General features: G+C 45.8%; 22 protein-coding genes and 1 pseudogene. 22 read left to right on the top strand and 1 reads right to left on the bottom strand.

Annotated features, from left to right (window positions below):
* The 22 genes and pseudogenes from GPK60_RS09995 to GPK60_RS09890 form a co-directional block, all read left to right on the top strand.
* Nucleotides 1-87 (top strand): annotated as a pseudogene (locus tag GPK60_RS09995) (IS4/IS5 family transposase); the annotation flags it as partial.
* A gap of 521 nt (nt 88-608) precedes the next feature.
* The gene (locus GPK60_RS09990) at nt 609-794 is read left to right on the top strand and encodes a hypothetical protein (protein ID WP_215659801.1); all 186 of its coding nucleotides are present in this window, start codon (nt 609-611) and stop codon (nt 792-794) included.
* Between the two features lie 305 nt (nt 795-1,099).
* Entirely contained in the window at nt 1,100-1,858 is a 759-nt protein-coding gene (locus GPK60_RS09985) for a helix-turn-helix domain-containing protein (RefSeq protein ID WP_215659798.1), read from the top strand.
* A gap of 317 nt (nt 1,859-2,175) precedes the next feature.
* Nucleotides 2,176-2,409 carry an acyl carrier protein gene (acpP, locus tag GPK60_RS09980; protein WP_022118600.1) on the top strand — a complete coding sequence of 78 codons (234 nt, stop codon included), beginning with the start codon at nt 2,176-2,178 and terminating at the stop codon, nt 2,407-2,409.
* Nucleotides 2,410-2,476: 67 nt separating this feature from the next.
* Nucleotides 2,477-3,403, top strand: a complete 927-nt coding sequence (gene fabK / locus GPK60_RS09975; protein WP_215659795.1) for an enoyl-[acyl-carrier-protein] reductase FabK — start codon at nt 2,477-2,479, stop codon at nt 3,401-3,403.
* A gap of 3 nt (nt 3,404-3,406) precedes the next feature.
* Nucleotides 3,407-4,333 carry an ACP S-malonyltransferase gene (gene fabD, locus GPK60_RS09970; protein WP_173895800.1) on the top strand — a complete coding sequence of 309 codons (927 nt, stop codon included), beginning with the start codon at nt 3,407-3,409 and terminating at the stop codon, nt 4,331-4,333.
* Nucleotides 4,330-5,070 (top strand): 3-oxoacyl-[acyl-carrier-protein] reductase, encoded by a 741-nt coding sequence (gene fabG / locus GPK60_RS09965; protein WP_147631604.1) that lies wholly within the window; start codon nt 4,330-4,332, stop codon nt 5,068-5,070. The genes fabD and fabG overlap by 4 nt, the downstream gene beginning before the upstream one ends.
* Before the next feature lie 21 nt (nt 5,071-5,091).
* On the top strand, nt 5,092-6,324 hold the full coding sequence (gene fabF / locus GPK60_RS09960; RefSeq protein ID WP_173895799.1) for a beta-ketoacyl-ACP synthase II: 1,233 nt from the start codon (nt 5,092-5,094) through the stop codon (nt 6,322-6,324).
* Nucleotides 6,325-6,336: 12 nt separating this feature from the next.
* On the top strand, nt 6,337-6,816 hold the full coding sequence (gene accB, locus GPK60_RS09955) for an acetyl-CoA carboxylase biotin carboxyl carrier protein (protein ID WP_215659781.1): 480 nt from the start codon (nt 6,337-6,339) through the stop codon (nt 6,814-6,816).
* A gap of 23 nt (nt 6,817-6,839) precedes the next feature.
* Complete coding sequence (fabZ, locus tag GPK60_RS09950; RefSeq protein ID WP_022118607.1) at nt 6,840-7,268, top strand: 3-hydroxyacyl-ACP dehydratase FabZ; 429 nt, start codon at nt 6,840-6,842, stop codon at nt 7,266-7,268.
* Nucleotides 7,269-7,281: 13 nt separating this feature from the next.
* Nucleotides 7,282-8,634, top strand: a complete 1,353-nt coding sequence (locus GPK60_RS09945) for an acetyl-CoA carboxylase biotin carboxylase subunit (RefSeq protein ID WP_215659778.1) — start codon at nt 7,282-7,284, stop codon at nt 8,632-8,634.
* A gap of 12 nt (nt 8,635-8,646) precedes the next feature.
* On the top strand, nt 8,647-10,368 hold the full coding sequence (locus GPK60_RS09940) for an acetyl-CoA carboxylase carboxyltransferase subunit alpha (RefSeq protein ID WP_215659775.1): 1,722 nt from the start codon (nt 8,647-8,649) through the stop codon (nt 10,366-10,368).
* 39 nt (nt 10,369-10,407) lie between these two features.
* The gene (locus tag GPK60_RS09935; protein ID WP_215659772.1) at nt 10,408-11,454 is read left to right on the top strand and encodes a nitronate monooxygenase; all 1,047 of its coding nucleotides are present in this window, start codon (nt 10,408-10,410) and stop codon (nt 11,452-11,454) included.
* Between the two features lie 149 nt (nt 11,455-11,603).
* Nucleotides 11,604-13,055, top strand: coding sequence for a glutamate--tRNA ligase (gltX, locus tag GPK60_RS09930; protein ID WP_215659769.1), 1,452 nt, complete (start codon nt 11,604-11,606; stop codon nt 13,053-13,055).
* A 3-nt stretch (nt 13,056-13,058) separates the two neighbouring features.
* Entirely contained in the window at nt 13,059-14,933 is a 1,875-nt protein-coding gene (locus GPK60_RS09925; protein ID WP_215659766.1) for an ATP-dependent helicase, read from the top strand.
* Nucleotides 14,930-15,886 (top strand): MoxR family ATPase, encoded by a 957-nt coding sequence (locus GPK60_RS09920; protein ID WP_215659763.1) that lies wholly within the window; start codon nt 14,930-14,932, stop codon nt 15,884-15,886. Before GPK60_RS09925 ends, GPK60_RS09920 begins: the two co-directional genes overlap by 4 nt.
* Nucleotides 15,883-17,658: a nitric oxide reductase activation protein gene (locus GPK60_RS09915; protein WP_346727758.1), complete on the top strand. Its 1,776-nt coding sequence runs from the start codon at nt 15,883-15,885 to the stop codon at nt 17,656-17,658. The genes GPK60_RS09920 and GPK60_RS09915 overlap by 4 nt, the downstream gene beginning before the upstream one ends.
* Before the next feature lie 94 nt (nt 17,659-17,752).
* Nucleotides 17,753-18,598: an energy-coupling factor transporter ATPase gene (locus tag GPK60_RS09910; protein WP_173895796.1), complete on the top strand. Its 846-nt coding sequence runs from the start codon at nt 17,753-17,755 to the stop codon at nt 18,596-18,598.
* Nucleotides 18,589-19,452: an energy-coupling factor transporter ATPase gene (locus GPK60_RS09905; protein WP_022118616.1), complete on the top strand. Its 864-nt coding sequence runs from the start codon at nt 18,589-18,591 to the stop codon at nt 19,450-19,452. The genes GPK60_RS09910 and GPK60_RS09905 overlap by 10 nt, the downstream gene beginning before the upstream one ends.
* The gene (locus GPK60_RS09900; protein ID WP_022118617.1) at nt 19,446-20,252 is read left to right on the top strand and encodes an energy-coupling factor transporter transmembrane component T; all 807 of its coding nucleotides are present in this window, start codon (nt 19,446-19,448) and stop codon (nt 20,250-20,252) included. The genes GPK60_RS09905 and GPK60_RS09900 overlap by 7 nt, the downstream gene beginning before the upstream one ends.
* Before the next feature lie 211 nt (nt 20,253-20,463).
* Nucleotides 20,464-21,225 (top strand): tRNA pseudouridine(38-40) synthase TruA, encoded by a 762-nt coding sequence (truA, locus tag GPK60_RS09895; RefSeq protein ID WP_022118618.1) that lies wholly within the window; start codon nt 20,464-20,466, stop codon nt 21,223-21,225.
* 122 nt (nt 21,226-21,347) lie between these two features.
* Nucleotides 21,348-23,471: a hypothetical protein gene (locus GPK60_RS09890; protein WP_215659760.1), complete on the top strand. Its 2,124-nt coding sequence runs from the start codon at nt 21,348-21,350 to the stop codon at nt 23,469-23,471.
* A 122-nt stretch (nt 23,472-23,593) separates the two neighbouring features.
* Here GPK60_RS09890 and GPK60_RS09885 read toward each other — a convergent pair whose 3' ends face one another.
* Nucleotides 23,594-23,935: a DUF1292 domain-containing protein gene (locus tag GPK60_RS09885; RefSeq protein ID WP_022119471.1), complete on the bottom strand. Its 342-nt coding sequence runs from the start codon at nt 23,933-23,935 to the stop codon at nt 23,594-23,596.
* Nucleotides 23,936-23,994: the final 59 nt, after the last annotated feature.

The following is a 23,994-nucleotide window of genomic DNA, read 5'->3' as shown; positions in this document are numbered from 1 at the left end:
CTTTATAAAGAGCGGCATCTTGTAGAAAAGCTGTTCTTGAAATTAAAAGCGTATCGGAGGATAGCGACCCGTTATGATAAGGATGCATTTGGAGAAGCACCAGACAATGCTTCCAAAGTAGATGATGAAAATGTTGTAACCTACTACAGCAAGAATGATGCTGATTCCGATTCTGCAAAATATGCAGCAAAAGGCGGCTGGATCTCCGATAAAGCAACCGATGAAAAACTCGTTCCGGTTGAGACAAGCAATCAGTGGATACTGCTGGATGTTTATAAAGGCAGAATCACCATGGAACAGTTCATTGCAGGACTGAGTGTAGATCAGATGTCCTGGATTGTAAATGGTGTTGACGTCGGAACAGAAAGTACAGCCGGAAGAAGCGAACTTGGTACGTTTGAATACCGCGATGAAGATACTTATAAATATACTGACGCAAACGGAAACGAGACAAGAAGCGGCGGAAATACACTTGGATGGGCAGCACTTTATACATCCGGTACCGTTTGGGCATCCACACCGAACTATTACAACACACTGCTGATCCCAAGTACCGACCTTTCGGATGGCCTGCCGGAGCACGTATCACAAAGACCGGCCAGAAGACATTGTGGCAGCTGGTTTCTCCGATCCAGGTAGAGCAGGATGAGGACGGCAACTATTATGTAGCAAAAGAAGCAGAATTTGACAGACAGGATAATGCAACTTATTATCAGTATGCAACTGCTTTCCCGGTAGGCGTGACACTGGCACAGACCTACTGGATGCAGACGCACTGGAAAGTGCAGATGTAAACGGTGACGGAAACGTAGATACCAACGATGCAGTTCTGATCTTACAGTACAGTGCAGAGAAAATCTCAAACTTCTAAAAAATAAATTCCAAACACATATCACAGGCAGGAGTCGGGTTTTGCAAAAGAGCAGAACCCGGCTCTTTTACCTTAGTCGAAGAAGAAAGAACATGATATGGAGCACCTGATTCTGGCATCAAAGAACATTGTTATAGTACAAATGGAAGATTCCGGAAGTCTCAGAATATCAAAAATGTTAAAATAGAAGTAAATATGGAGAAGGAAAAAATGGAAGGAGGATTTCTTGTGCGATTATTATGCGTGGACGATGAAAAACTGGTATTGGATACACTGCTTCACTATATCGACTGGAAAAATTTTGGTGTGGAAGAAGTGTATGGGGCTTACAGTGTAAACGAGGCAAAACAATATTTCAAACAGAAGCGGATCGACGTTGTGATCTGTGATATTGAAATGCCGGGAGAGGGCGGAATGGAACTGATGTACTGGCTCGGAGATCATAATCCGGAAGTCATCCGCATTTTATTATCCTGCCATACGGAATTTTCCTATGCGGCAGAAGCAATCCGCTGCGGAGTCTTCCGCTATCTGGAAAAACCCCTGAATATGGAACAGTTAAAAGAGGCACTGGAACAGGCAGAAACAGAAAAAAAGAGAAAGAATATGAAGCTTGCCTTGTTGAAATCCCAGATTGATGCCGTTGAGCAGCACATGGAAGAGGGGATCGAAGATTCACCGGTTGTGAAAGCAGCAGAGTATATGAAACAGGATCCGGCGATCAGCAGAGAAGAGCTTGCGAAAAAGCTGTATATGAGCCCGGTACATTTGGCAAGGATTTTCAAAAAAGAAACCGGCATGACGCTGAATGAATATGCAACAGAGCTTCGCATGGAGGAGGCGAAAAGTCTGCTGGCAAATACAAGAAAAAGCATCAGCTGGATCGCAAGTCAGCTCTGCTATCAGAATTTTTCATATTTTTCCAGAGTATTTAAAAAAGAGACCGGGATGAGCCCAGGAGAATATCGGGAACATTATATGGCATAAAAGAACGGTTTGTCAGAAAAGCAGTCCATTGTAAAAACAGTGGGCTGTTTTTGTTGTGGTGATAAAAGATGCAGATTTGTTGTTTGCCGCATATAGAGAAGGAATCTTCAATGGTCAAAAAAACTTTGATTATCAAAATATTTTTCTTGACAAATGATTTTTCTTGCATTATACTTTGAAAGTCAAAATATTTGAGACGCATAATAAAATACAAGATGTCAGGGAAATAATCTTATCTTGTGGGCAAGAAGGATGCTTTGTATGCAAGTCCCTGGCATGATGCAAATAAAACCATGAAAAATAAAGGAGAAATCAAAATGTTTGAAAAAATGAAAGAATTAATCGCAGAACAGTTAAATTGCCCGGCAGAGGAGATCAAAATGGAAAGTTCTTTTAAAGAGGATCTGGGTGCAGATTCCCTGGATTTGTTTGAACTTGTGATGTCCCTGGAAGATACTTACGGTGTGGAAATCCCATCCGAAGAACTGGAACAGCTGACGACGGTTGAAAGTGTTGTGGATTACCTGAAACAGAAGGGCGTAGAAGCGTAAGCGTAAATAGCAGGAAAAGCATAAAAGCCTGTTTTGGAATCCGTAACAACAGATGGAGGAGTATAACATGAAATCAGAAGTGACAGAACTTCTTGGAATAAAATATCCGATCATTCAGGGCGGTATGGCATGGGTGGCAGAACATAATCTTGCGGCAGCGGTGTCAAATGCCGGAGGGTTTGGTATTATCGGAGCTGCAAATGCACCAGCCGAATGGGTGCGTGATGAGATCCGCAAGGCAAAAGAACTGACGGACAAACCGTTTGGTGTCAATGTCATGCTGCTGAGTCAGCATGCGGATGAAGTGGCACAGGCAGTTGCAGAAGAAGGCGTAAAAGCGGTTACGACCGGTGCCGGAAGTCCGGAAAAATATATGAAGATGTGGAAAGAGGCGGGTATTCTCGTCATTCCGGTGGTAGCTTCCGTGGCACTTGCAAGAAGAATGGAACGCGTCGGAGCCGATGCACTGGTTGCAGAAGGAATGGAGTCCGGCGGACATATCGGTGCTCAGACGACGATGACACTGGTTCCGCAGATTGTGGATGTGGTAAACATTCCAGTTATCGCAGCCGGAGGCATCGCCGATGGCAGAGGATTTGCAGCGGCAAGGATGCTTGGAGCAGATGCCGTTCAGATGGGGACACGTTTTATCGTTTCAAAAGAATCCATTGTTCACGAAGCTTATAAAGAACGTGTGCTGAAAGCAAGAGATATCGATTCGGAAGTTACCGGCATGAGCATCGGACATCCTGTCCGCTGTCTGAGAAATCAGATGACCAGAGAATATCTGAAACTGGAAAAAGAAGGGGCTTCGTTTGAAGAACTGGAGCTGATGACGCTCGGCACACTGCGTAAGGCAGTTGTGGAGGGAGATGTGACAAGAGGAACCGTTATGGCAGGTCAGAGTGCAGGTCTGGTGAAACAGGAACAGACTTGCAGTGAGATGATCGAAGAGATCATGGATCAGGCAAAAAAACTTCTGAAAGAGGCATAGAAGATGGGCAAAATTGCATTTGTATTCCCGGGGCAGGGTGCACAGCATGCCGGCATGGGAAAAGAATTTTATGAGAGAAGTGAAAAGGCAAGAGAGATTTTTGACCTCGCTTCGAAAGCGACCGGGCTGGACATTCCGGCACTCTGTTTTGAAGAAAATGAAAAACTGAACGAAACGCAGTACACGCAGATTGCAATTCTCGCCTGTGAAGCAGCGATCCTTGGAGCAGTGAGGGAAGCAGGGCTTGCTGCGGATGTCAGTGCGGGGCTCAGCCTCGGAGAATATGGTGCACTGATCACGAGCGGTGTGCTGGATATGGAAACAGCATTTCGCGTGGTGCGTCAGAGAGGCATTTTTATGCAGGAAGCAGTTCCGACAGGCGGAGCGATGGCGGCTGTGATCGGTATGGATGGAGAACAGATCCGGAAAATCTGTCAGGAAACAGAAGGCAGAGTTTCGGTGGCGAATTATAACTGTCCGGGGCAGGTCGTGATCACAGGAGAAGATACTGCTGTTGAGAGAGCGGGCATGGCTTTAAAAGAAGCCGGTGCAAGAAGGGTGCTGCCGCTCAAGGTCAGCGGTCCGTTTCATTCTCCAATGCTGGAAGGGGCAGGAAAAAAACTGGTAGAAGTCTTAAAAACGGTAACGGTACAGGCACCGGTGACCCCATATGTGACAAATGTCACAGCAGAATATGTGACAGAAGAGGAAGCAATCAAAGAACTTCTTGCAAAGCAGGTAGCATCTTCTGTGTTATGGCAGCAGAGTGTGGAGCGTATGATCGCAGATGGCGTTGATACATTTGTGGAGATCGGACCTGGGAAAACGCTAACTGGTTTTCTTCGAAAGATCGACTGCAGTGTCAAGGGATTTTCCATTGAAAAACCGGAAGATCTGGAAAAAGTACTGGAAAGCAGAGGTAATCGATAATGGAAGAAAAAATCGCACTGGTGACCGGTGCATCCAGAGGGATCGGTTCTCAGATCGCAAAAACACTGGCAAAGAAAAATATTTTTGTTGTGGTAAATTATAGCGGTTCAAAAGAGAAAGCAGAGCAGACGGCAGAAGAGATCATAAATGCGGGAGGAAAAGCCGTGGTTTATGGCTGTGATATTTCAGATTTTTATGCCACAGAAGATATGGTCAAAGAAATCGTAAAGCAATATGGACGGCTGGATATTCTCATCAATAATGCCGGAATTACAAAAGACAATCTGATCATGCGGATGAGCGAAGCAGATTTTGACCGTGTGATTGAAGTCAATTTAAAAGGTGCATTTAATACGATCCATGCAGCGGCAAGACAGATGATCCGCCAGAAAAGCGGAAAAATCGTAAACATCGCATCCGTATCCGGTGTGCTTGGAAATGCCGGTCAGGCAAATTATGCAGCTGCAAAAGCAGGGATCATCGGCCTTACCAAAACCATAGCCCGCGAATTTGCAGGCAGAAATATTCAGGTAAATGCCGTTGCACCAGGATTTATTGAGACAGATATGACAGAAAAACTTTCTGATACTATAAGAGAACAGGCAACACAGCAGATTCCGATGAAAAAATTCGGGCATCCGGAAGATGTAGCGGAAGCAGTGGCATTTCTTACATCTGATGCGGCATCCTATATCACAGGTCAGGTGCTCTGTGTGGATGGCGGCATGGCGATGTAATGTAAAAACAGGAGGCAAGATATGAGACGAGTTGTAGTGACTGGTATGGGAGCCGTGACACCAATTGGCATCGGTGTTGAGAATTTCTGGAACAGTGTCAAAGAAAAAAGAACCGGATTTGATAAGATCACCAAATTTGACACCACAGGGTTCAAGGCAAGCCTGGCGGCAGAGATCAAAGATTTTGATCCGAAAGAATTTATGGATTTCAAGGCAGCAAGACGTATGGAGTTGTTCTGTCAGTATGCAGTGGTGGCTGCAGCGGAAGCAATGAAGAATGCGGGCATTGATATGGAAAAAGAAGATCCTTACCGTGTGGGCTGTTATGTCGGTTCCGGTATCGGAAGTCTGCAGGCAATGGAACGGGAGCATAAAAGACTGCTGGAGCGTGGAGCATCCAGGATCAATCCGCTTCTTGTTCCGCTGATGATCTCTAACATGGCATGCGGAAATGTTTCCATTCAGCTGGGACTGAAAGGCAAAAGCCTGAATGTGGTGACTGCCTGTGCGACCGGAACCCATTCCATCGGCGAAGCGTTCCGCAGTATTCAGATCGGAGATGCCGATGTGATCGTGGCAGGCGGTACAGAAGCAGCCATCTGTCCGATGGGTGTCGGAGGCTTTTCCGCTCTGACGGCACTGTCTTCTGCGACAGATCCGAAACGTTGTTCCATCCCGTTTGACAAGGACCGCAGCGGATTTGTGATGGGTGAAGGTGCAGGTGTTGTTGTTTTAGAAGAACTTTCTCATGCACAGGCAAGAAACGCCAATATTCTGGCGGAAGTGGTCGGCTATGGCTGTACCAGCGATGCTTACCATATCACATCACCGGCGGAAGACGGTGAGGGTGCGGCAAGAGCGATGAGTGATGCCGTTGCAGAGGCAAACATTGATAAAACAGAGCTGACCTATATCAATGCACACGGAACCAGCACACATCACAATGACCTCTTTGAGACCAGAGCGATCAAAAAAGCCTTTGGAGAGCATGCGTACAACATCCGCATCAATTCCACGAAATCCATGGTCGGTCATATGCTCGGTGCAGCCGGTGCGGTGGAATTTATCACCTGCGTCAAAGAACTGGAAGAAGGTTATATCCATCCGACCGTCGGATTTCTGGAAGCAGAAGAAGAGATGGATTTAAATTATGTGCCAGATACAGAAATCAGGGAATCGTTTGATTATGCCTTAAGCAATTCCTTCGGATTTGGCGGACACAATGCAAGTATTCTGATCAAAAAGTATCACTAGGAGGAATCAGATATGGAGATCGAAAAAATTCTTACGCTGATCGATAAAGTTTCTGCATCCGGGCTGACTGAATTTACTTTAGAAGAAGGCAATCTTCAGCTTTGCATGAAAAAAGAAAAAGTCGTAAAGATCTGCACGGAAGATACCGCAGCAGATCAGGGCGAGGTTTTTATAGAAGCAGGGAAAAACAGCGTCGCATCCCGTAATCCTGCAAACCATGATCCAGAAGAATCTTTTACAGGGAATATCGAAAATGAGGAAAATCTCGTCTGCTCACCGCTGGTTGGCACGTTCTATCTGGCACCGTCTCCGGAAGAAGATCCATTTGTAAAACCGGGAGATACGGTGACAAAAGGTCAGACAATCGGCATCATTGAAGCAATGAAACTGATGAATGAAATTGTGGCAGAGTGTGACGGTACCGTAGAAAAAGTACTTGCGGAAAACGGTGAGATGGTAGAATATGGACAGCCACTATTCTGTATTAAATAATATCGTCTTTGGAGGAAGAAAAAATGTCAGTGATGAAAGCAAAAGAAATCATGGAAGTGATCCCACACAGACAGCCGATGCTTCTGATCGATACGATTGAAGAACTGACACCGGGCGAGCATGGAATTGGCAAGAAGTGTGTCAGTTACAACGAACCCTATTTTGCAGGTCATTTTCCACAGGAACCAGTTATGCCTGGTGTACTGATGATTGAGGCTCTGGCTCAGGTCGGTGCAGTTGTGATGTTATCGTGTCCGGAATATAAGGGGAAAACAGCTTATTTTGGTGCCATCAACCAGGCAAAATTCAAACGGAAAGTGGTTCCGGGGGATGTCCTGATGCTGGAAGTGGAAATGATCAAGAAGAAAGGTCCGATCGGGATCGGAAAAGCCGTGGCAACGGTTGAAGGGGAAGTAGCCGTATCTGCAGAGCTGACCTTTGCGATCGGATAAAAAGGAGAGAAAGATGTTTCAGAAAATATTGATCGCCAACCGGGGGGAAATTGCACTTCGGATCATACGTGCATGCAGAGAACTTGGCATTCGTACCGTTGCCATCTATTCACAGGCGGATGCGGAAGCACTGCACGCTCAGCTGGCAGACGAAGCCATCTGTATCGGACCATCTGCCGCAGCGGAGAGTTATCTTGATATGGAACGTATTTTAAGTGCCTGTATTGCAGCAAAAGCAGATGCCATTCATCCGGGATTTGGATTTTTGTCGGAAAACAGTAAATTTGCAGATATGTGCAGAAAATGCGGGATCACCTTTATCGGTCCGTCCGCAGAGGTGATCGAACGCATGGGAAACAAATCCGAAGCCAGAAATACCATGATAAAAGCCGGCATCCCGGTTGTGCCGGGAACCGAAAGACCACTCACCGATGCTGGGAAAGCAAAAGAGGCGGCAGATCAGATCGGCTATCCGGTCATGATAAAAGCGGCACTTGGAGGCGGAGGAAAAGGCATGCGGCTTTCGCAGACAGCGGAAGATTTTCTGGAAAATTTCAAGGTAGCACAGCTGGAAGCAATCCGCGGTTTCGGAGACGACTCCATGTATATCGAGAAATATATCGAAGAGCCGAAACATATTGAGTTTCAGATTCTTGCCGATAAATTCGGCAACGTCATTCAACTTGGGGAGCGTGACTGTTCCATTCAGAGAAATCATCAGAAAGTGATTGAAGAATCTCCAAGCAGCGTGCTGGATGAAACACTGCGAAAAGAAATGGGAGCGGTGGCAGTGCGTGCCGCAAAAGCAGCAGCTTACGAAAATGCCGGAACGATTGAATTTCTTCTGGATAAGCAGAAGCGTTATTATTTTATGGAGATGAACACCCGGATCCAGGTAGAACATCCGGTGACCGAAATGGTATCTGGCGTGGATCTGATCAAGGAACAGATTTATATTGCAGCCGGTTTGCCGCTTGATCTGACGCAGGAAGAGATCACGTTACGCGGTCATGCACTGGAATGTCGCATCAACGCCGAAGATCCAAAGAAGAATTTTATGCCGTGTCCAGGAAAGGTCGGTCAGATACATTTGCCGGGTGGCTTTGGCGTGAGGGTTGATACTGCTATTTACGGTGGATGTGAGATATCGCCTTACTATGATTCAATGGCGGCAAAAGTGATTGTTCATGACAGGACAAGACAGGGGGCGATCCAGAAAATGAGAAGTGCCCTTGGCGAACTGGTTCTGGAAGGGATCACAACAAATCTTGATTTTCAGTTTCAGATTCTGGATGATGAGGATTTTATCAATGGAAATTTTGATACTTCTTTTATAGAGAAAAAGTTTCAGATGGAAAAAGAATAAGGAGGCCAAAGCATGGCAATTTTCAAATCCATGTTTAAAAAGACAGGCTATATAAAAATTGGATCGCAGCCAGAAGAGAAGGGACCGTCTGTACCGGATGGTATGTGGCTGAAATGCTCAAAATGTAAAAAAATGGTCTATCGGGAAGATGTAAAAGAAAAGTTTTACACCTGTCCGAAATGCGGTGACTATTTTCGAATCAAGGCAAAGACCAGACTTCGCCTGCTGCTTGATAAAGGAAGCTTTCAGGAATGGGGAACGGATATCGAAGAGAAAAATCCGATTGATTTTCCGGAATACGAAGAAAAACTTTCTGATACGAGAAGAAAAACAGGATTAAAGGAAGCCGTTACGATCGGAAAAGGAAGCATCTGTGGATGGGAAACGGTAATCGGTGTATGCGATGCCAGATTTCTGATGAGCAGCATGGGATATGTAGTAGGAGAGCGTATCACGCAGGCATTTGAACAAGCGACAGAGGAAAAACTGCCAGTGATCCTGTTTTGTTGTTCCGGTGGGGCGAGAATGCAGGAAGGGATTATTTCTCTGATGCAGATGGCAAAAACAACAGCGGCAATCAGACGTCACAGCGATGCAGGCCTTCTTTACATTCCGGTGCTGACGGATCCGACAACGGGTGGTGTGACGGCAAGTTTTGCCATGCTTGGCGATGTGATCCTTGCAGAGCCAGGAGCCCTGATTGGATTTGCAGGTCCGCGTGTGATCCGTCAGACAACCGGAGAAAAACTGCCGGACGGATTCCAGAGAGCGGAGTTTTTGCTGGAAAAAGGCATGATCGATGCGATTATTGAGCGTAAAAATATGAGAGAAGAACTTGGAAAATTACTTAGGCTTCACAGTCAGAAAGCAGCAGAAACCTTTGCATCAAAAGCAAGCATGTTCCAAGCAGATCCCATAGAAGAAAAGAACTCTGATAAAGAAAATAAAAAGGAGAAAAGTGCCTGGGAGCGGGTGGAACTGTCACGCAGTCCGGCAAGATGCACGGCGGGAGATTATATCGATCAGATTTTTGAAGATTTTACTGAACTTCACGGGGATCGCTGCTTTGGAGATGATGGAGCTGTGATCGGCGGAATCGCCACACTTTCAGGTATTCCGGTTACAGTCATCGGACAGCAGAAGGGGAAAAATACCAGGGAAAATATCCGCTGCAATTTTGGCATGGCATCTCCGGAAGGCTATCGTAAGGCACTTCGTCTGATGAAACAGGCAGAAAAATTCCATCGTCCGATCATCTGTTTTGTGGATACGCCGGGGGCTGCCTGCGGGATCGGAGCAGAAGAACGCGGACAGGGCAGAGCGATCGCAGAAAATCTCAGTGAGATGTCAGGTCTGAAAGTTCCGGTACTCAGCATTGTGATCGGAGAAGGCGGAAGCGGAGGGGCACTTGCCCTTGCCGTGGCAAATGAAGTCTGGATGATGGAAAATGCCACCTACTCGATCCTTTCGCCGGAAGGATTTGCATCGATTCTCTGGAAAGACGGAAAACGTGCAAAAGAAGCGGCAGGGATCATGAAGATCACGGCAAAAGATTTAAAAGAACTTGGTGTGATCGAGTGGATCGTTCCGGAAGTCGAGCCGGCACAGAAGAAAAATCTGGAAACGATTGCAGGAAACATGAAAGAACATATGCTCTGTTTCCTGGAAAAACAGGAAGAAAAAAGCGAAGATCAGCTTGCCATAGAACGCTACGAGCGTTTTCGCAGGTATTAGATGTCTGACTTTGACATCGTACAAAAGGACGGAATATATATGGACAGAAAACCATTAAAAATCGGAGACTTAACTGCAAGGATTCCGGTGATTCAGGGCGGAATGGGTGTTGGGATCAGTCTTTCGCATCTGGCAGGCAGTGTGGCGGCAAATGGCGGTGTCGGTATCCTTTCTGCCGCACAGATCGGATTTCGAGAGCCAGATTTTGAAGAACATCCAAAAGAAGCGAATCTGCGTGCCATACAGTCCCAGCTTGCAAAGGCAAGAGCACTTGCAGGCGGCGGAATCGTCGGATTTAATATCATGGTTGCCACAAAAGATTATGCAGATTACGTGAAGGCTGCTGTAAAAGCCGGGGCGGATCTGATCATTTCCGGGGCAGGGCTTCCGGAAAAACTCCCGGAATATGTAAAAGGCAGCAACACGAAGATCGCACCGATCGTTTCCACAGAAAAAGCGGCCAAAGTGATGCTGCGGATCTGGAAAAGAAAATACAATGTTGTGCCGGATCTGTTGGTGATCGAAGGACCAAAAGCAGGCGGACATCTGGGCTTTCACCGGGAACAGCTGGAAATATTTACGGATGAGACCTATGCACAGGAAGTAAAAAAAATCCTGACCGTGGTAAGAGAAATCGAAGCGGACAGCCACAAAAATATACCGGTCGTGCTGGCAGGCGGGATCTATGACCGTGCCGATATGGATCGGGCTCTGGCACTTGGCGTGGATGGCGTACAGATGGGGACACGCTTTGTCACGACATACGAGTGTGACGCAGATCTGTCTTATAAACAGGCGTACATCGACTGTAAAAAAGAACAGATCGGTATTGTCAAAAGCCCGGTCGGCATGCCGGGTCGTGCTATTTTCAATACCTTTATCAAACATGGTTCGCATAAAATTGATAAAAAATGTCTCCATTGCCTGGAACACTGTAATCCAAAAGAAATCCCTTACTGTATCACACGTGCATTGATCGCGGCGGCGAAAGGAAATCTGGACGAAGCACTGCTGTTCTGTGGGGCAAATGCCTGGAAGGCAGAAAAACTGGAGCATGTGGCGGACATTATGGAAGAACTAAAGTAAAATCTCCGGAATTCTGGAAATGCAGATATCTGTCTGTTTTCAGAATTCCGGGGATTTTTTTCTCTGTACAAATTACAAAACAGAGTATATAATGAAGTGAAATGACGTTTTGGGAAGCATAGAAAAGCCCAAGGATGAGGAGGAAAGATATGAGCAAAGTCAGAACACGTTTTGCACCAAGTCCGACAGGAAGGATGCACGTAGGAAATTTAAGAACTGCATTATATGCATATCTGATTGCAAAACATGAAGGAGGAGACTTTATTCTCCGTATAGAGGACACCGACCAGGAGCGTTACGTGGAAGGTGCATTGGATATTATTTACCATACACTCAAAGAAACAGGTCTGGTTCATGATGAAGGTCCGGATCTGGATGGCGGCGTTGGTCCGTATGTACAGAGCGAGCGTCAGGCACAGGGCATTTACCTGAAATATGCCAAAGAGCTGGTTGAAAAAGGGGAAGCATATTACTGTTTCTGCGGCAAAGAGCGTCTGGAATCTTTAAAACAGGAAGTTGCCGGAAAAGAAATTATTGTTTATGACAAACACTGTCTGCATCTTTCCAAAGAAGAAGTAGAAGCCAAACTGGCAGCAGGCGTTCCGTATGTTATCCGTCAGAACATCCCGAATGAAGGAACGACTTCTTTCGAAGATGAGATTTACGGAAAGATTGAAGTTCCGAACTCAGAGCTGGATGATATGATTCTGATTAAATCTGATGGATATCCGACCTACAATTTTGCAAATGTAGTTGATGACCACCTGATGGGCATCACTCATGTGGTAAGAGGAAATGAATATCTGTCATCTTCACCGAAATACAATCGTCTGTATGCGGCATTTGGCTGGGATGTTCCGGTTTATGTGCACTGCCCGCTGATCACAAACGAAGAGCATAAAAAGCTGAGCAAACGCTGCGGTCATTCTTCTTACGAAGACCTGATCGAGCAGGGATTTGTGACAGAAGCAGTTGTAAACTATGTGGCACTGCTTGGATGGTGTCCGTCTGACAACCGTGAGATCTTTTCTCTGGAGGAGCTGGTAGAAGCTTTTGATTATCATCATATGAATAAATCACCGGCTGTTTTTGATATGGGCAAATTAAGATGGATGAACGGTGAATATATCAAGGCGATGGATTTTGATAAATTCTACGAGCGTGCACTGCCATATCTGAAAGAAGCGATCCACAAAGATCTGGATCTGAAAAAGATCGCATCTCAGGTTAAGACACGTATCGAAGTATTCCCGGAGATCAAAGAGCTGATCGATTTTTATGAAGAAGTTCCGGAGTATGATACACAGATGTATTGCCACAAAAAAATGAAAACAACAGAGGAAACTTCTCTGAACCTGTTAAAAGAAGTACTTCCTCTGCTTGAGGCACAGGATGATTACAGCAACGATGCACTGTTTGAGGCACTGGTAGCATTCGGTAAAGAACATGGATATAAGACCGGGTATATCATGTGGCCGATTCGTACTGCTCTTTCCGGTAAACAGACAACACCGGCAGGTGCAACCGAGATCCTGGAGATTCTTGGAAAAGAAGAATCCATCAAACGCATCCATGCGGCAATAGAGAAATTGGAGAAATAATCTATGAGTTTGAGTGAAACTCAGTCCAGGGCAGTCGCCCATGGAGCAGGTCCCTGCATCTGTCTTGCAGGGCCTGGCTCCGGAAAAACCACCGTTATCACCGAGAGAACAAAATACCTGATCGAAAAGCAGGGGATCAGCCCATCGGAAATCCTGGTCATCACGTTTACCAAAGCAGCATCCATCGAGATGCGGGAGCGTTTTCACAATGCAATGAAGGGACGTTATGCACCGGTTACTTTTGGTACCTTTCATGCGGTCTTTTTTACGATCCTTAAAGCTGCCTATCACTATACGGCAGAAAATATTTTAAGAGAAGAAGAGAAATATACGATCCTGCGTGATATTTTGGAACCGATGGATCTGGAGATCGAAGATGAGAAGGAGTTTCTTTTGGGTGTCACAGAGGAGATCAGTCTGATCAAAAACGAGCGGATATCGCTTGAGCATTATTATTCTTCTAATTGCCCGGAAGATGTGTTCCGCAGTATTTTCAGAGAATATCAGCAGGCTCTGATACGGAAACGGAAACTGGATTTTGATGATATGCTGGTCTGCACTTACGAACTGTTAAAAGCAAGACCGGATATCTGCAGGGGATGGCAGAAACGTTTCCGCTATATTCTGATCGATGAATTTCAGGATATCAATGCGATCCAGTATGAGACGGTCAAACTTCTGGCACAGCCTGGAAACAATCTGTTTATCGTCGGCGATGATGACCAGTCTATCTATCGTTTTCGCGGTGCAAAGCCGGAGATTATGTTGAATTTTCAGAAAGATTTTCCGAAAGCTGTGATGATCCAGCTTGCAGAGAATTACCGTTCGACGGAGTGCATCATCAAAGGAGCCGGCAGGGTGATCGCTCACAACACCAACCGTTTTCAGAAAAGCACACATGGCATCCGCGGAAACGGAGAGAAGATCACAATCTCTTTCTTTCAGAATCAGGCAATGGAGGCTCTGGCGGTTGTCAAAAAAGTGCAGGATATGCTGCGAGACGGAAGAGAGCCGCAGGAGATCGCAGTTCTGTTCCGGACGAATACCGGAGCACGTATTTATCTGGAAAAATTCATGGAATACAACCTCCCGTTCCGGATGCGGGACGGACTGCCGAATATTTACGAACACTGGATCGCAAACGATCTGTTTACCTACATACGCATTGCAAACGGAAATCGCAGCCGGAAAGATTTTCTGCAGATCATAAACCGTCCGAACCGTTATATCAGCCGTGATTATCTGGATTCCCAGACGGTTACACTGGAAGGACTGCGGCAGAAATGTCAGGGGCGGGACTGGATGGAAGATCGGATCGACCGCCTGGAATATGATCTTTCCTGTATTGCGAAAATGAAGCCTTATGCGGCGATTAATTATATCAGGCATGCGGTAGGATATGAAGAATATTTGAGAGAATATGCACAGTTTCGCAGGATCAAGCCGGAAGAGCTGTATGAGGTTTTAGATGAACTTCAGGAAGCAGCCAGAAGTTTTGATACTTTTGATGCCTGGTGTGTCCATATGGAAGAATATAAAGAAGCTTTGCAGAAAAAGAGCAGTGAGCAGAAAGAAGAAGCAAAGGCGGTTGTTTTTACAACACTGCACAGTGCCAAAGGTCTGGAGTTTCCGGTGGTATTTCTTGTGGATGCAGTGGAAGGCAATATGCCGCACCGGAAAGCAGTAATGGATGTGGATATCCAGGAAGAACGCCGTCTGTTTTATGTGGGCATGACGCGGGCAAAAGACAAGCTCTATCTGTATTATGCAAAAGAACGCTATGGGCAGGAGCTGTCCTGTTCCAGATTTATTGAAGAACTGCGAGGAGACGGCACACCAAAACCCGGACAGGGAGAAAAAAGGAGACAGACGATATGACATCAAATACAGAGAAAAGTTTGCAGATTTTAAAAGAAGAGATACAAAGGCTGGAAGAACAGGGCATTTCCGGGCATATTTTAGAAGAACTTATGGAATTTCGAAGAGAAAATGATACGGGCGATGCGGCAGAAGAACGCTGCATCCGTCCGCAGATCCCGTTTTTCGGAAAAGAGGTTCTGGAAATGGCGATCGCGGCTCTGTTAGCGGGCGAAAACGTGCTGCTCTGCGGCGGAAAGGCCACCGGGAAAAATATTCTTGCAGAAAATCTTGCCTGGCTTTTTAGAAGGCCAACTTATAATATTTCTTTTCATGTCAATACAGACAGCAGTACACTGATCGGTACGGATACGTTCCGCAACAACGAAGTCCAGCTGCGGGAAGGTCCGATTATCCAGTGTGCAAAAACCGGAGGTTTTGGGATCCTTGATGAAATCAACATGGCAAAAAACGATGCCGTATCGGTGTTGCATGCAACTTTGGATTACCGCAGAGCAATTGATGTGCCGGGATACGAAAGAGTTGTACTTCATCCGGCTACGCGTTTTATCGGTACAATGAACTATGGCTATGCCGGCACAAAAGAGTTAAACGAAGCACTTGTTTCCAGATTTGTGGTTATCAATATGCCGTCACCGGATGAGGAAACTCTGAATCATATTTTAAAGAGCATGTATCCAACCTTAAAAGAATCTGCGGCAGAGCAGTTTGTCGGTCTGTTTCTGGATCTTCAGACAAAAGCCCAGAACAGCGAGATTTCTGTCAAAGCACTGGATCTTCGAGGGCTCCTGGCGGCGATCGGGCTGATGAAGATCGGACTTTCTCCGATCCGGGCAATCCATATGGGCGTGGGCAACAAAAGCTTTGACCTGTTCGAAAGGGAGATGGTAGAAGATATCATTATGACCAGAATCCCGTCATCGCTTGAAGCAGCGGAGGTGTTTGAAGATTGACAAACGAAGAGCTGGAACATGGCAGTTTTGAGATTGAGAACCGCATCCGCAACCTGATGTGGACGATCAGCGGAGATTATGATCTGGATACGAAGCCGGATGTGACATCTTTTTACAAATCAAAATACATTTCTATTTACGATGCCATCAAGCAGGGAGCTTTTTCTAGGTTTTTTGACAAGGATGCTTTTGCACTCTATCTTCTGAAAAAAGTGTATCTCGGGGCAGATGAAAGTCAGCTTGTGACATTGGGACAGATCTGTGTGGAGGCGGCATGCCATGACAAGATCGCAAGGGAGCGGCCCGGTGTCCCGGATATCCGCAAAAAAGCGTTTGAGGCGATCATGGACCACGATTTTGAAAAAATGCTGGACACGTATACCGGAAAAGTCAAACTTGCCTATATGAGAGAAGCACTGACCGGGAGTGCTCCGGCGGACAGCCGCGTGATCCGCCCGTTTGAACAGCTGAAAAGGCTGGAACAGGCACAGAAAACGGAAGAACTGGTGCAGGCGGTTGATTGGTTTTACAATCAGATGGTGGATCCGACGTTTGAAAAGAGAGTCGGAGATCTGGAAAAAGTCCTTTCCGTCAGCACAGAAGAATTATCTGGCTTTGACTGGCAGGATTTTCTGGAAGAAGAAGCGGCGGAAGATGCTTATCGGAGGATGCAGCATCAGCTGGCAGATGCCATGACTTCTTTTTCTGAGAAGGAAAAGGAAAAAAAGGAACAGGAGCAAAAGGGCGGTACGCAGGTGATCGGGCTGGATGATGAAGCAATTGCAAAAATGAACAGTTACATTGAACTCAATTATGGCAGGAGTTACCTGACACCGCTGGAGGCAGAACGCATCAACCATCAGATCTGCACAGGGGCACATGCAGACTGTACTTTATATTTTACAGATGGGATCCTTGCAAATATGGTGAAAGTCAACGCCCAGTCAGAGTATGCCAGAAGGACGAAAGAAGTCAACTGGCGTGTATACGAGCAGAACCGCAGAATGGCAAAACAGAATATTGATATGCTGACCAATGTTTTAAAACGTGCACTGGTAGCCAGGAACGAAAAAGAAACCTATGTGGGAGAATCTGGTAGAATCCTGCCAAATCGCCTCTGGAATATCGGACGGACAGAGAACAGAAAATTGTTTCTGCAGGAGAGCAGGCGTTATAATACCGATTTTGTGGTTGAAGTGCTGATCGACGGCAGCGGTTCCCAGAGAAGCAGACAGAGCCATGTGGCACTGCAGGCTTTTATGATCAGTGAGGCACTCACCAATGTTGGAATCCCACACCGGGTTATGAGTTTCTGCACGTTCTGGGATTATACGGTCATGCGGAGATTTCGGGAATACGAGGATGGAAGAGAAGCAAACCTGCGTATTTTTGAATTTTACGGCTCTTCCAACAACCGGGACGGACTGGCTGTGCGTGCTGCAGCCGCAGGGCTTCTGAAAAGAGACGAAGAAAACAAAATCCTGATCGTGTTAAGTGACGGAAGACCAAATGATATTGTAGTCAATCGCCCGAACAGCCGCAATCCCAGGCCTTATTTCGGTGATTATGGCACAAAAGATACGGCAATGGAAGTACGGCATCTGCGAAATGCGGGTGTATCCGTACTCGGTGTTTTTACTGGGGAGGAAGGGGATCTTCAGGCGGAGCGGAGAATTTTCGGCAAAGATTTTGCCTATATCCGCAGAATTGATAATTTTTCGGCAGTAGTCGGAAGATATTTAAAAAAACAGCTGGAAGAGACTTGTAATTAACATCTAAATCCTTTACAATAAAATGCGAGTGCAAAAAAGCACTCCGAAAACTTGCGTAAAAGTATCTTAAAAATACAGGAAAGTATGGTGGACCATGGGAATCATTGAGGCGGCGAAGCTGGCATTTGAATATAAAAAGTATGACGAAAATGGGGAAGTCGAAGAGACGATCCGTGCCGTGGACGGTGTGGATCTGGATGTGAAAAAAGGCGATTTTGTGGCAATTCTGGGGCATAATGGTTCCGGAAAGTCCACGCTTGCCAAGCAGATCAATGCGATTTTGACACCGACAGACGGTACCTTGTATGTGGACGGTATGGATGTGCGGGATGAAAAGAATATCTGGGACGTACGTAAAACGGCCGGGATGGTATTTCAGAATCCGGACAACCAGATCATCGGTACGGTGGTCGAAGAAGATGTCGGATTCGGACCGGAAAACATGGGAATACCGACCGAGGAGATTTGGGAGAGAGTTGAAGAGAGTCTCAAAAGTGTCGGCATGTGGGAATATCGCAAAAATTCTCCAAACAAACTTTCCGGCGGACAAAAACAGCGTGTGGCGATCGCCGGCGTGGTTGCAATGCATCCAAAATGCATCGTTCTGGATGAGCCGACCGCAATGCTGGATCCGAACGGCCGAAAAGAAGTGATTCGTGCCGTGCGTGCGTTAAATCAGGTAGAAAAAGTAACTGCCATTTTGATCACGCATTATATGGAAGAAGTTATCTATGCAGATAAAGTAATCGTGATGGATGATGGAAAAATCGTTATGCAGGGGACACCGTTCGAGATTTTTGCTCAGGTGGACACTCTGAAAAAATACCGTCTGGATGTGCCACAGGTGACTCTTCTGGCACACGAACTGAGAAAAGCCGGTGTTGATCTGCCGGAATGTGTACTAAGTACGGAGGAGTTAGTAAAAGCATTATGTCAATGAAATTAAAAAAAGTAAGCTACGTTTACAGTGAGGGCGATGCGTTTGAGAAAAAAGCACTCGATGAGATCAGTCTGGAAATTCCGGACGGACAGTTTATCGGGATCATCGGTCATACCGGCTCCGGGAAATCTACGCTGATCCAGCATTTAAACGGACTGCTTCGGGCAACTTCCGGTGCGATTTATTATGATGGAGAAAATATTTATCAGGAAGGTTACGACATGCGTACCCTGCGAAGTAAGGTCGGTCTGGTCTTCCAGTATCCGGAGCACCAGCTTTTTGAAGTCGATGTTTTTTCTGATGTCTGCTTTGGACCGAAAAATCTGGGATTATCCAAAGAAGAAGTGGAAGAGCGGGCAAAAAAAGCACTGACACAGGTTGGCCTGGATGAAAGCTATTATAAGAAATCACCGTTTGAACTTTCAGGCGGTCAAAAAAGGCGTGTGGCGATTGCAGGTATCCTTGCGATGCATCCGCAGGTGTTGATCCTGGATGAGCCGACCGCAGGCCTTGATCCGAAAGGACGCGATGAGATCCTGGATCAGGTAGCACTGCTTCAGAAAGAACGTAAGATCACAGTTATACTGGTGTCGCACAGCATGGAAGATGTTGCCAGATATGTAGATCGTATTATTGTAGTAAATGACGGAAAGATTTTGTTTGATGATACACCAAAACAGGTCTTTCAGCATTATAAAGAGCTGGAAAGCGTCGGACTTGCAGCACCTCAGGTCACTTATGTGGTAAAGGCTCTGAAAGAAAAAGGCTGGGATATTGACACGACAGCAACCACGGTAGAAGAGGCAAAAGAAGCCATTCTTTTGGCAATCAAGAAAAGGGAAAAGATATGTTAAGAGATATTACATTAGGACAATACTATCCGTCTGATTCCGTAATCCACAAAATGGATCCCCGCGTCAAACTGTTTGGGACGATCGTATTTATTATTTCACTGTTTTTGTTTCAGAAGATCAGTGTCTATGTTGTGGCAACACTGTTTCTGGCTGCTGTGATCATGATCTCAAAAGTGCCGTTTTCTTTTATGGTCAAGGGATTGAAGGGGATTTTTGTGCTGATGATGATCACCGTTGTGTTTAATCTGTTTCTGACACCGGGAACGACAGCATTTGCGATCTGGAAATTAAAAGTTACCTGGGAAGGTATCCGGCAGGCTGCTTTTATGGCTGTGCGCCTGACCTATCTGATCCTTGGATCTTCAGTGCTGACGCTGACTACGACACCGAATAATCTGACGGACGGACTGGAAAAAGCCCTTTCCCCGCTGAAAGTCATCAAAGTTCCGGTGCATGAGATATCCATGATGATGTCCATCGCACTTCGTTTTATCCCGATCTTGCTCGATGAGACAGACAAGATCATGAAAGCTCAGATGGCAAGATGTGCCGATTTTGAGAGCGGCGGACTGATCAAGAAAGCAAAAAGCCTGGTACCGCTGCTTGTTCCGCTTTTTATTTCGGCATTTCGCCGGGCAAATGACCTTGCGATGGCGATGGAAGCCAGAGGGTACCGCGGCGGTGAGGGAAGAACGAAGATGAAGCCGCTGATCTATAAAAAAAGAGACCATGTTGCATATGTGATACTGCTGACTTATCTGGTATGTATTATTGCAACGGGCAATATCATAGCATTTTAACCAAATCAAGGAAGTCCTCTGCTTCAATCGCGAATATCCGCTTGACAAGAAGCCCTGATTCATGAAAATTATTTCGTGAAACAGGGCTTTTAATAAAGAAAAAACAGAATTCAAGTCGAACGCATATAAGATGCGGCATGCGATTCTGGGCAGCTCGGCTGATATACATCTAAAATAAAAGCCATATCAGATGGCAGAATGGAGAAAAAATATGAAACGAGTGAAACTCATTGTAGCATACGACGGAACAAATTATCATGGCTGGCAGACACAGCCAAATGCAGTTAGCATAGAAGAAGTCTTAAATCATCATTTATCAGAACTGTTAAAAGAAGAAATCAAAGTGATCGGGGCGAGCCGCACCGATGCAGGTGTGCATGCTCTGGGAAACGTGGCTGTTTTTGATACCAGTGCACGTATGCCTGCCGACAAGATTTCTTATGCATTAAATACAAGGCTGCCGGAAGACATCCGTATCCAGGACTCCTGCGAAGTGCCGTCTGATTTTCATCCGCGTTTTCAGAAAACCACCAAAACCTATGAATATCGCATCCTGAACCGCCGATTTCCGGATCCGACCAGAAGATTAAATTCTTTTTTTTATTATTATCCATTAGATGTAGTGAAGATGCAGGAAGCATCGTTGTATCTGGTAGGAGAACATGATTTTAAAAGCTTCTGTACCGAGAAACCGGAAGTAACAAATACAGTTCGCACAATCTATTCTCTGAATGTGATAAAAGAAGGTGATATGATCATAATACGTGTCACAGGCAATGGATTTCTTTACAACATGGTCCGCATCATTGCCGGCACATTAATCCGCGTGGGAGGCGGATTCATCGAGCCGCAGCAGATCAAAAAAATCCTTGAAGCAAAAGACCGGACGCTCGCAGGGGAGACAGCGAGACCGGAAGGGCTGACACTGATCGGAATTCGCTATGGTGGGAATATTCAGGGCGAACGCATGTGAGACCTGACAATAAATGATTACAGGGGGTTTGTGAAGTTACCGCAGATGTGAGAAAAATCACAGCGAAATATCAGGGATATCGTAGAATAAAAACCGTGATCAAGAATCAGGAGGTGGATATTATGAAGAGAAGGAAAAACATACTGGCAGTGCTACTGGCAGTCACAGTTATGGCAACTGCGATGCCGGGCAGTGCGATAGCAGCACCGGTGGACGGACAGACAACGGAAGTCTCTGCCAAAGCCGGAACAGAAAAAGCAGAGAAAAAAGAGCAGATCCGTGTAATCAGCATTACGGATCCGAAACTGGAAAAAGGTTCTTTTGCCAGGGGAACAAAGGTCAAAGATATGAAACTTCCGGATAAGCTTTCTGCCAGAGGCTATAAAGAGAAAGACAGCAAAAAAGCAGAGGATATCAAGATCAAAGATGTTACATGGAAAACAGACTATAAAGAGGATTCCACAGCAGGCAAGTATACCTTTACCGCACAGATTACGGATGATTATAAGCTGGCAAAAGATGTGGTGCTTCCGAAACTGACGATTGAGATCACAGAAGCTCAGACAAAGACAACCGAAAAACAGCCAGAGACAAAGGCTGCAGAGACAAAACAGCCAGAGACAAAGGCAACCGAAGCAAAGAAGCCTGAGACGAAAACAACCGAAAAAACGCCAGAAGTGAAGAAACCGGAAGCAAAGGTAACCGAAAAAGAAACAGAAGTCAGGAAACCGGAAACAAAGGCAACGGAAAAGAAGCCTGAGACGAAGATCAGTGAAAATCAGCCGGAGACAAAGGCAACCGAAGCAAAGAAGCCTGAGACGAAAACAACCGAAAAAACGCCAGAAGTGAAGAAACCGGAAGCAAAGGTAACCGAAAAAGAAACAGAAGTCAGGAAACCGGAAACAAAGGCAACGGAAAAGAAGCCTGAGACGAAGATCAGTGAGAAGCAGCCGGAAACAAAGGCAGATGCAAAAGCAAAAGATGTGAAGTCAACGGAGTCTGAAAAAGAATCAGAAACAAAACAGTCAGAGACGAAGGAATCCGAAACGAAACAGTCTGAGACGAAAGAATCGGAAACAAAAGAATCTGAAACAGAAAATACGAATCTGAAGATCACTGCTTTTGAAGTGAAAGATGCCAAAGTGACGATCGATGAGGAAAAACAGACAATCACCGTTCTTATGCAGAAGAGCGATACAGATCTGAAAAAACTGGCACCGAAGATCACGGTTCCGGCAGGTGTGACCGTAGATCCGGCAAGTGAAAAAGAAGTAGATTTCTCTGCATCAGATAAAATACCGGTCATCTATAAACTTACCAGAACCGCAGAAGACGGAAAAACCGTGACAAGAGAATATAAAGTTACGGCGACCATCTGCAAACATGACTGGAAAGAAGCGACCTGTACGGAGGCAGCCATCTGCAAGCTCTGTGGGGTAACAGGAGCAGCGGCTCTTGGGCATGACTGGAAGGAAGCAACCTGTACAGAAGCGGCCGTCTGCAAACGCTGCGGAATCAAAGGATCAGCAGCTCTTGGGCATGACTGGACAAAAGCAACCTGCAAAGTAAAGAGCACCTGCAAACGCTGCAAGATCACACGAGGCAAACTGGCTGCTCATACCTGGAGCAAATGGAAAGTCACAGACGAAGCAACGCATGAGAAGAAGGGTAAAAAAGAACGTAAGTGTGGCATATGCAAGAAGAAAGAGACCAAGACACTGCCAAAGATCAACTGGATCGGAGAAACAGACAACAATAAGATTGAAGGACTGACAAATGGCGGCAATTATGCGACCGGTGCCAACATTACCTTCAAGGCAGTTGGTGACCGGATGGATAACAAAGCACCGATCGAAGGAGATGTGCGTTATCTTCCGGTATCCTGGACCTGCGGAACAGGAAAAGGAGATCTGAACGAAACAAACGCCTATGCCAGAACACTCCAGTTTACAACAGCCGGAACCTATACACTGAATGTGACATATGAGCGTCAGCTCTATAAAGACGGCAAGTGGATTGCCAAAGGGGATGCCGATGTACAGACAGTACAGCTGAATGTGACCGGCAATACAATCACCAACAGCACGAACAAAGGTGCTTCTGGTTCAAACTCGAATGTCCGGGTGGCAGCCGTAACCGGTGACAATTCCCCGATTGTTTTACTTTCAATCGTGCTTGCAGCGTCTCTTGCAGCACTCATCGCATTGTTTGTATCCGGCATACGACGCAAAAACAACAGAAAATAAGCCATCTGTCAAACTGTGACGGAAAACAGCAGAAATGATTTTTAAAGGAGTTAAAAATCCCCTGCAGACAAAAATCTGCAGGGGATTTTAACATACACAGAAAAATTGCTCCATGAAAAAGATTAGTTTTCCATATCTTCAAATTCTGCATTATCCAGCCATTCATCGAATGCATCCGCAACCATTTCATATTCTTCGTCACTTTCGATGTTATCCAGTGTCGGATTTCCGTTTACTTCCTGGAAACGGTACAGATACACGTCACCTTCTTCGGAAGCATTGCCCTTTTCATCCAGCGGAAGCAGTGCAATGTATTCTTTTTCATCTGCTTCAAAGATCGTCAGGATCGCACACTCCATCATGGAACCATCGTCCAGTGTCAGAGTAACGGTTGCTTTTTCACAGTCACTTTTGGAACCGCATGCATCGCAGGAACCAGCACATCCGTTTTCAAAATCGCTCATTCGTATTTACCTCATTTCTTTATAGTTATGCTACTGTTCGTTGCAGCAAGAATGCCCAG

Origin of the sequence: Ruminococcus sp. MCC718 (assembly GCF_018783905.1) — a bacterium.
In the GTDB taxonomy this organism is placed as follows: domain Bacteria; phylum Bacillota; class Clostridia; order Lachnospirales; family Lachnospiraceae; genus Hominisplanchenecus; species Hominisplanchenecus faecis.
This window is presented reverse-complemented; position numbering and strand designations above follow the sequence as displayed.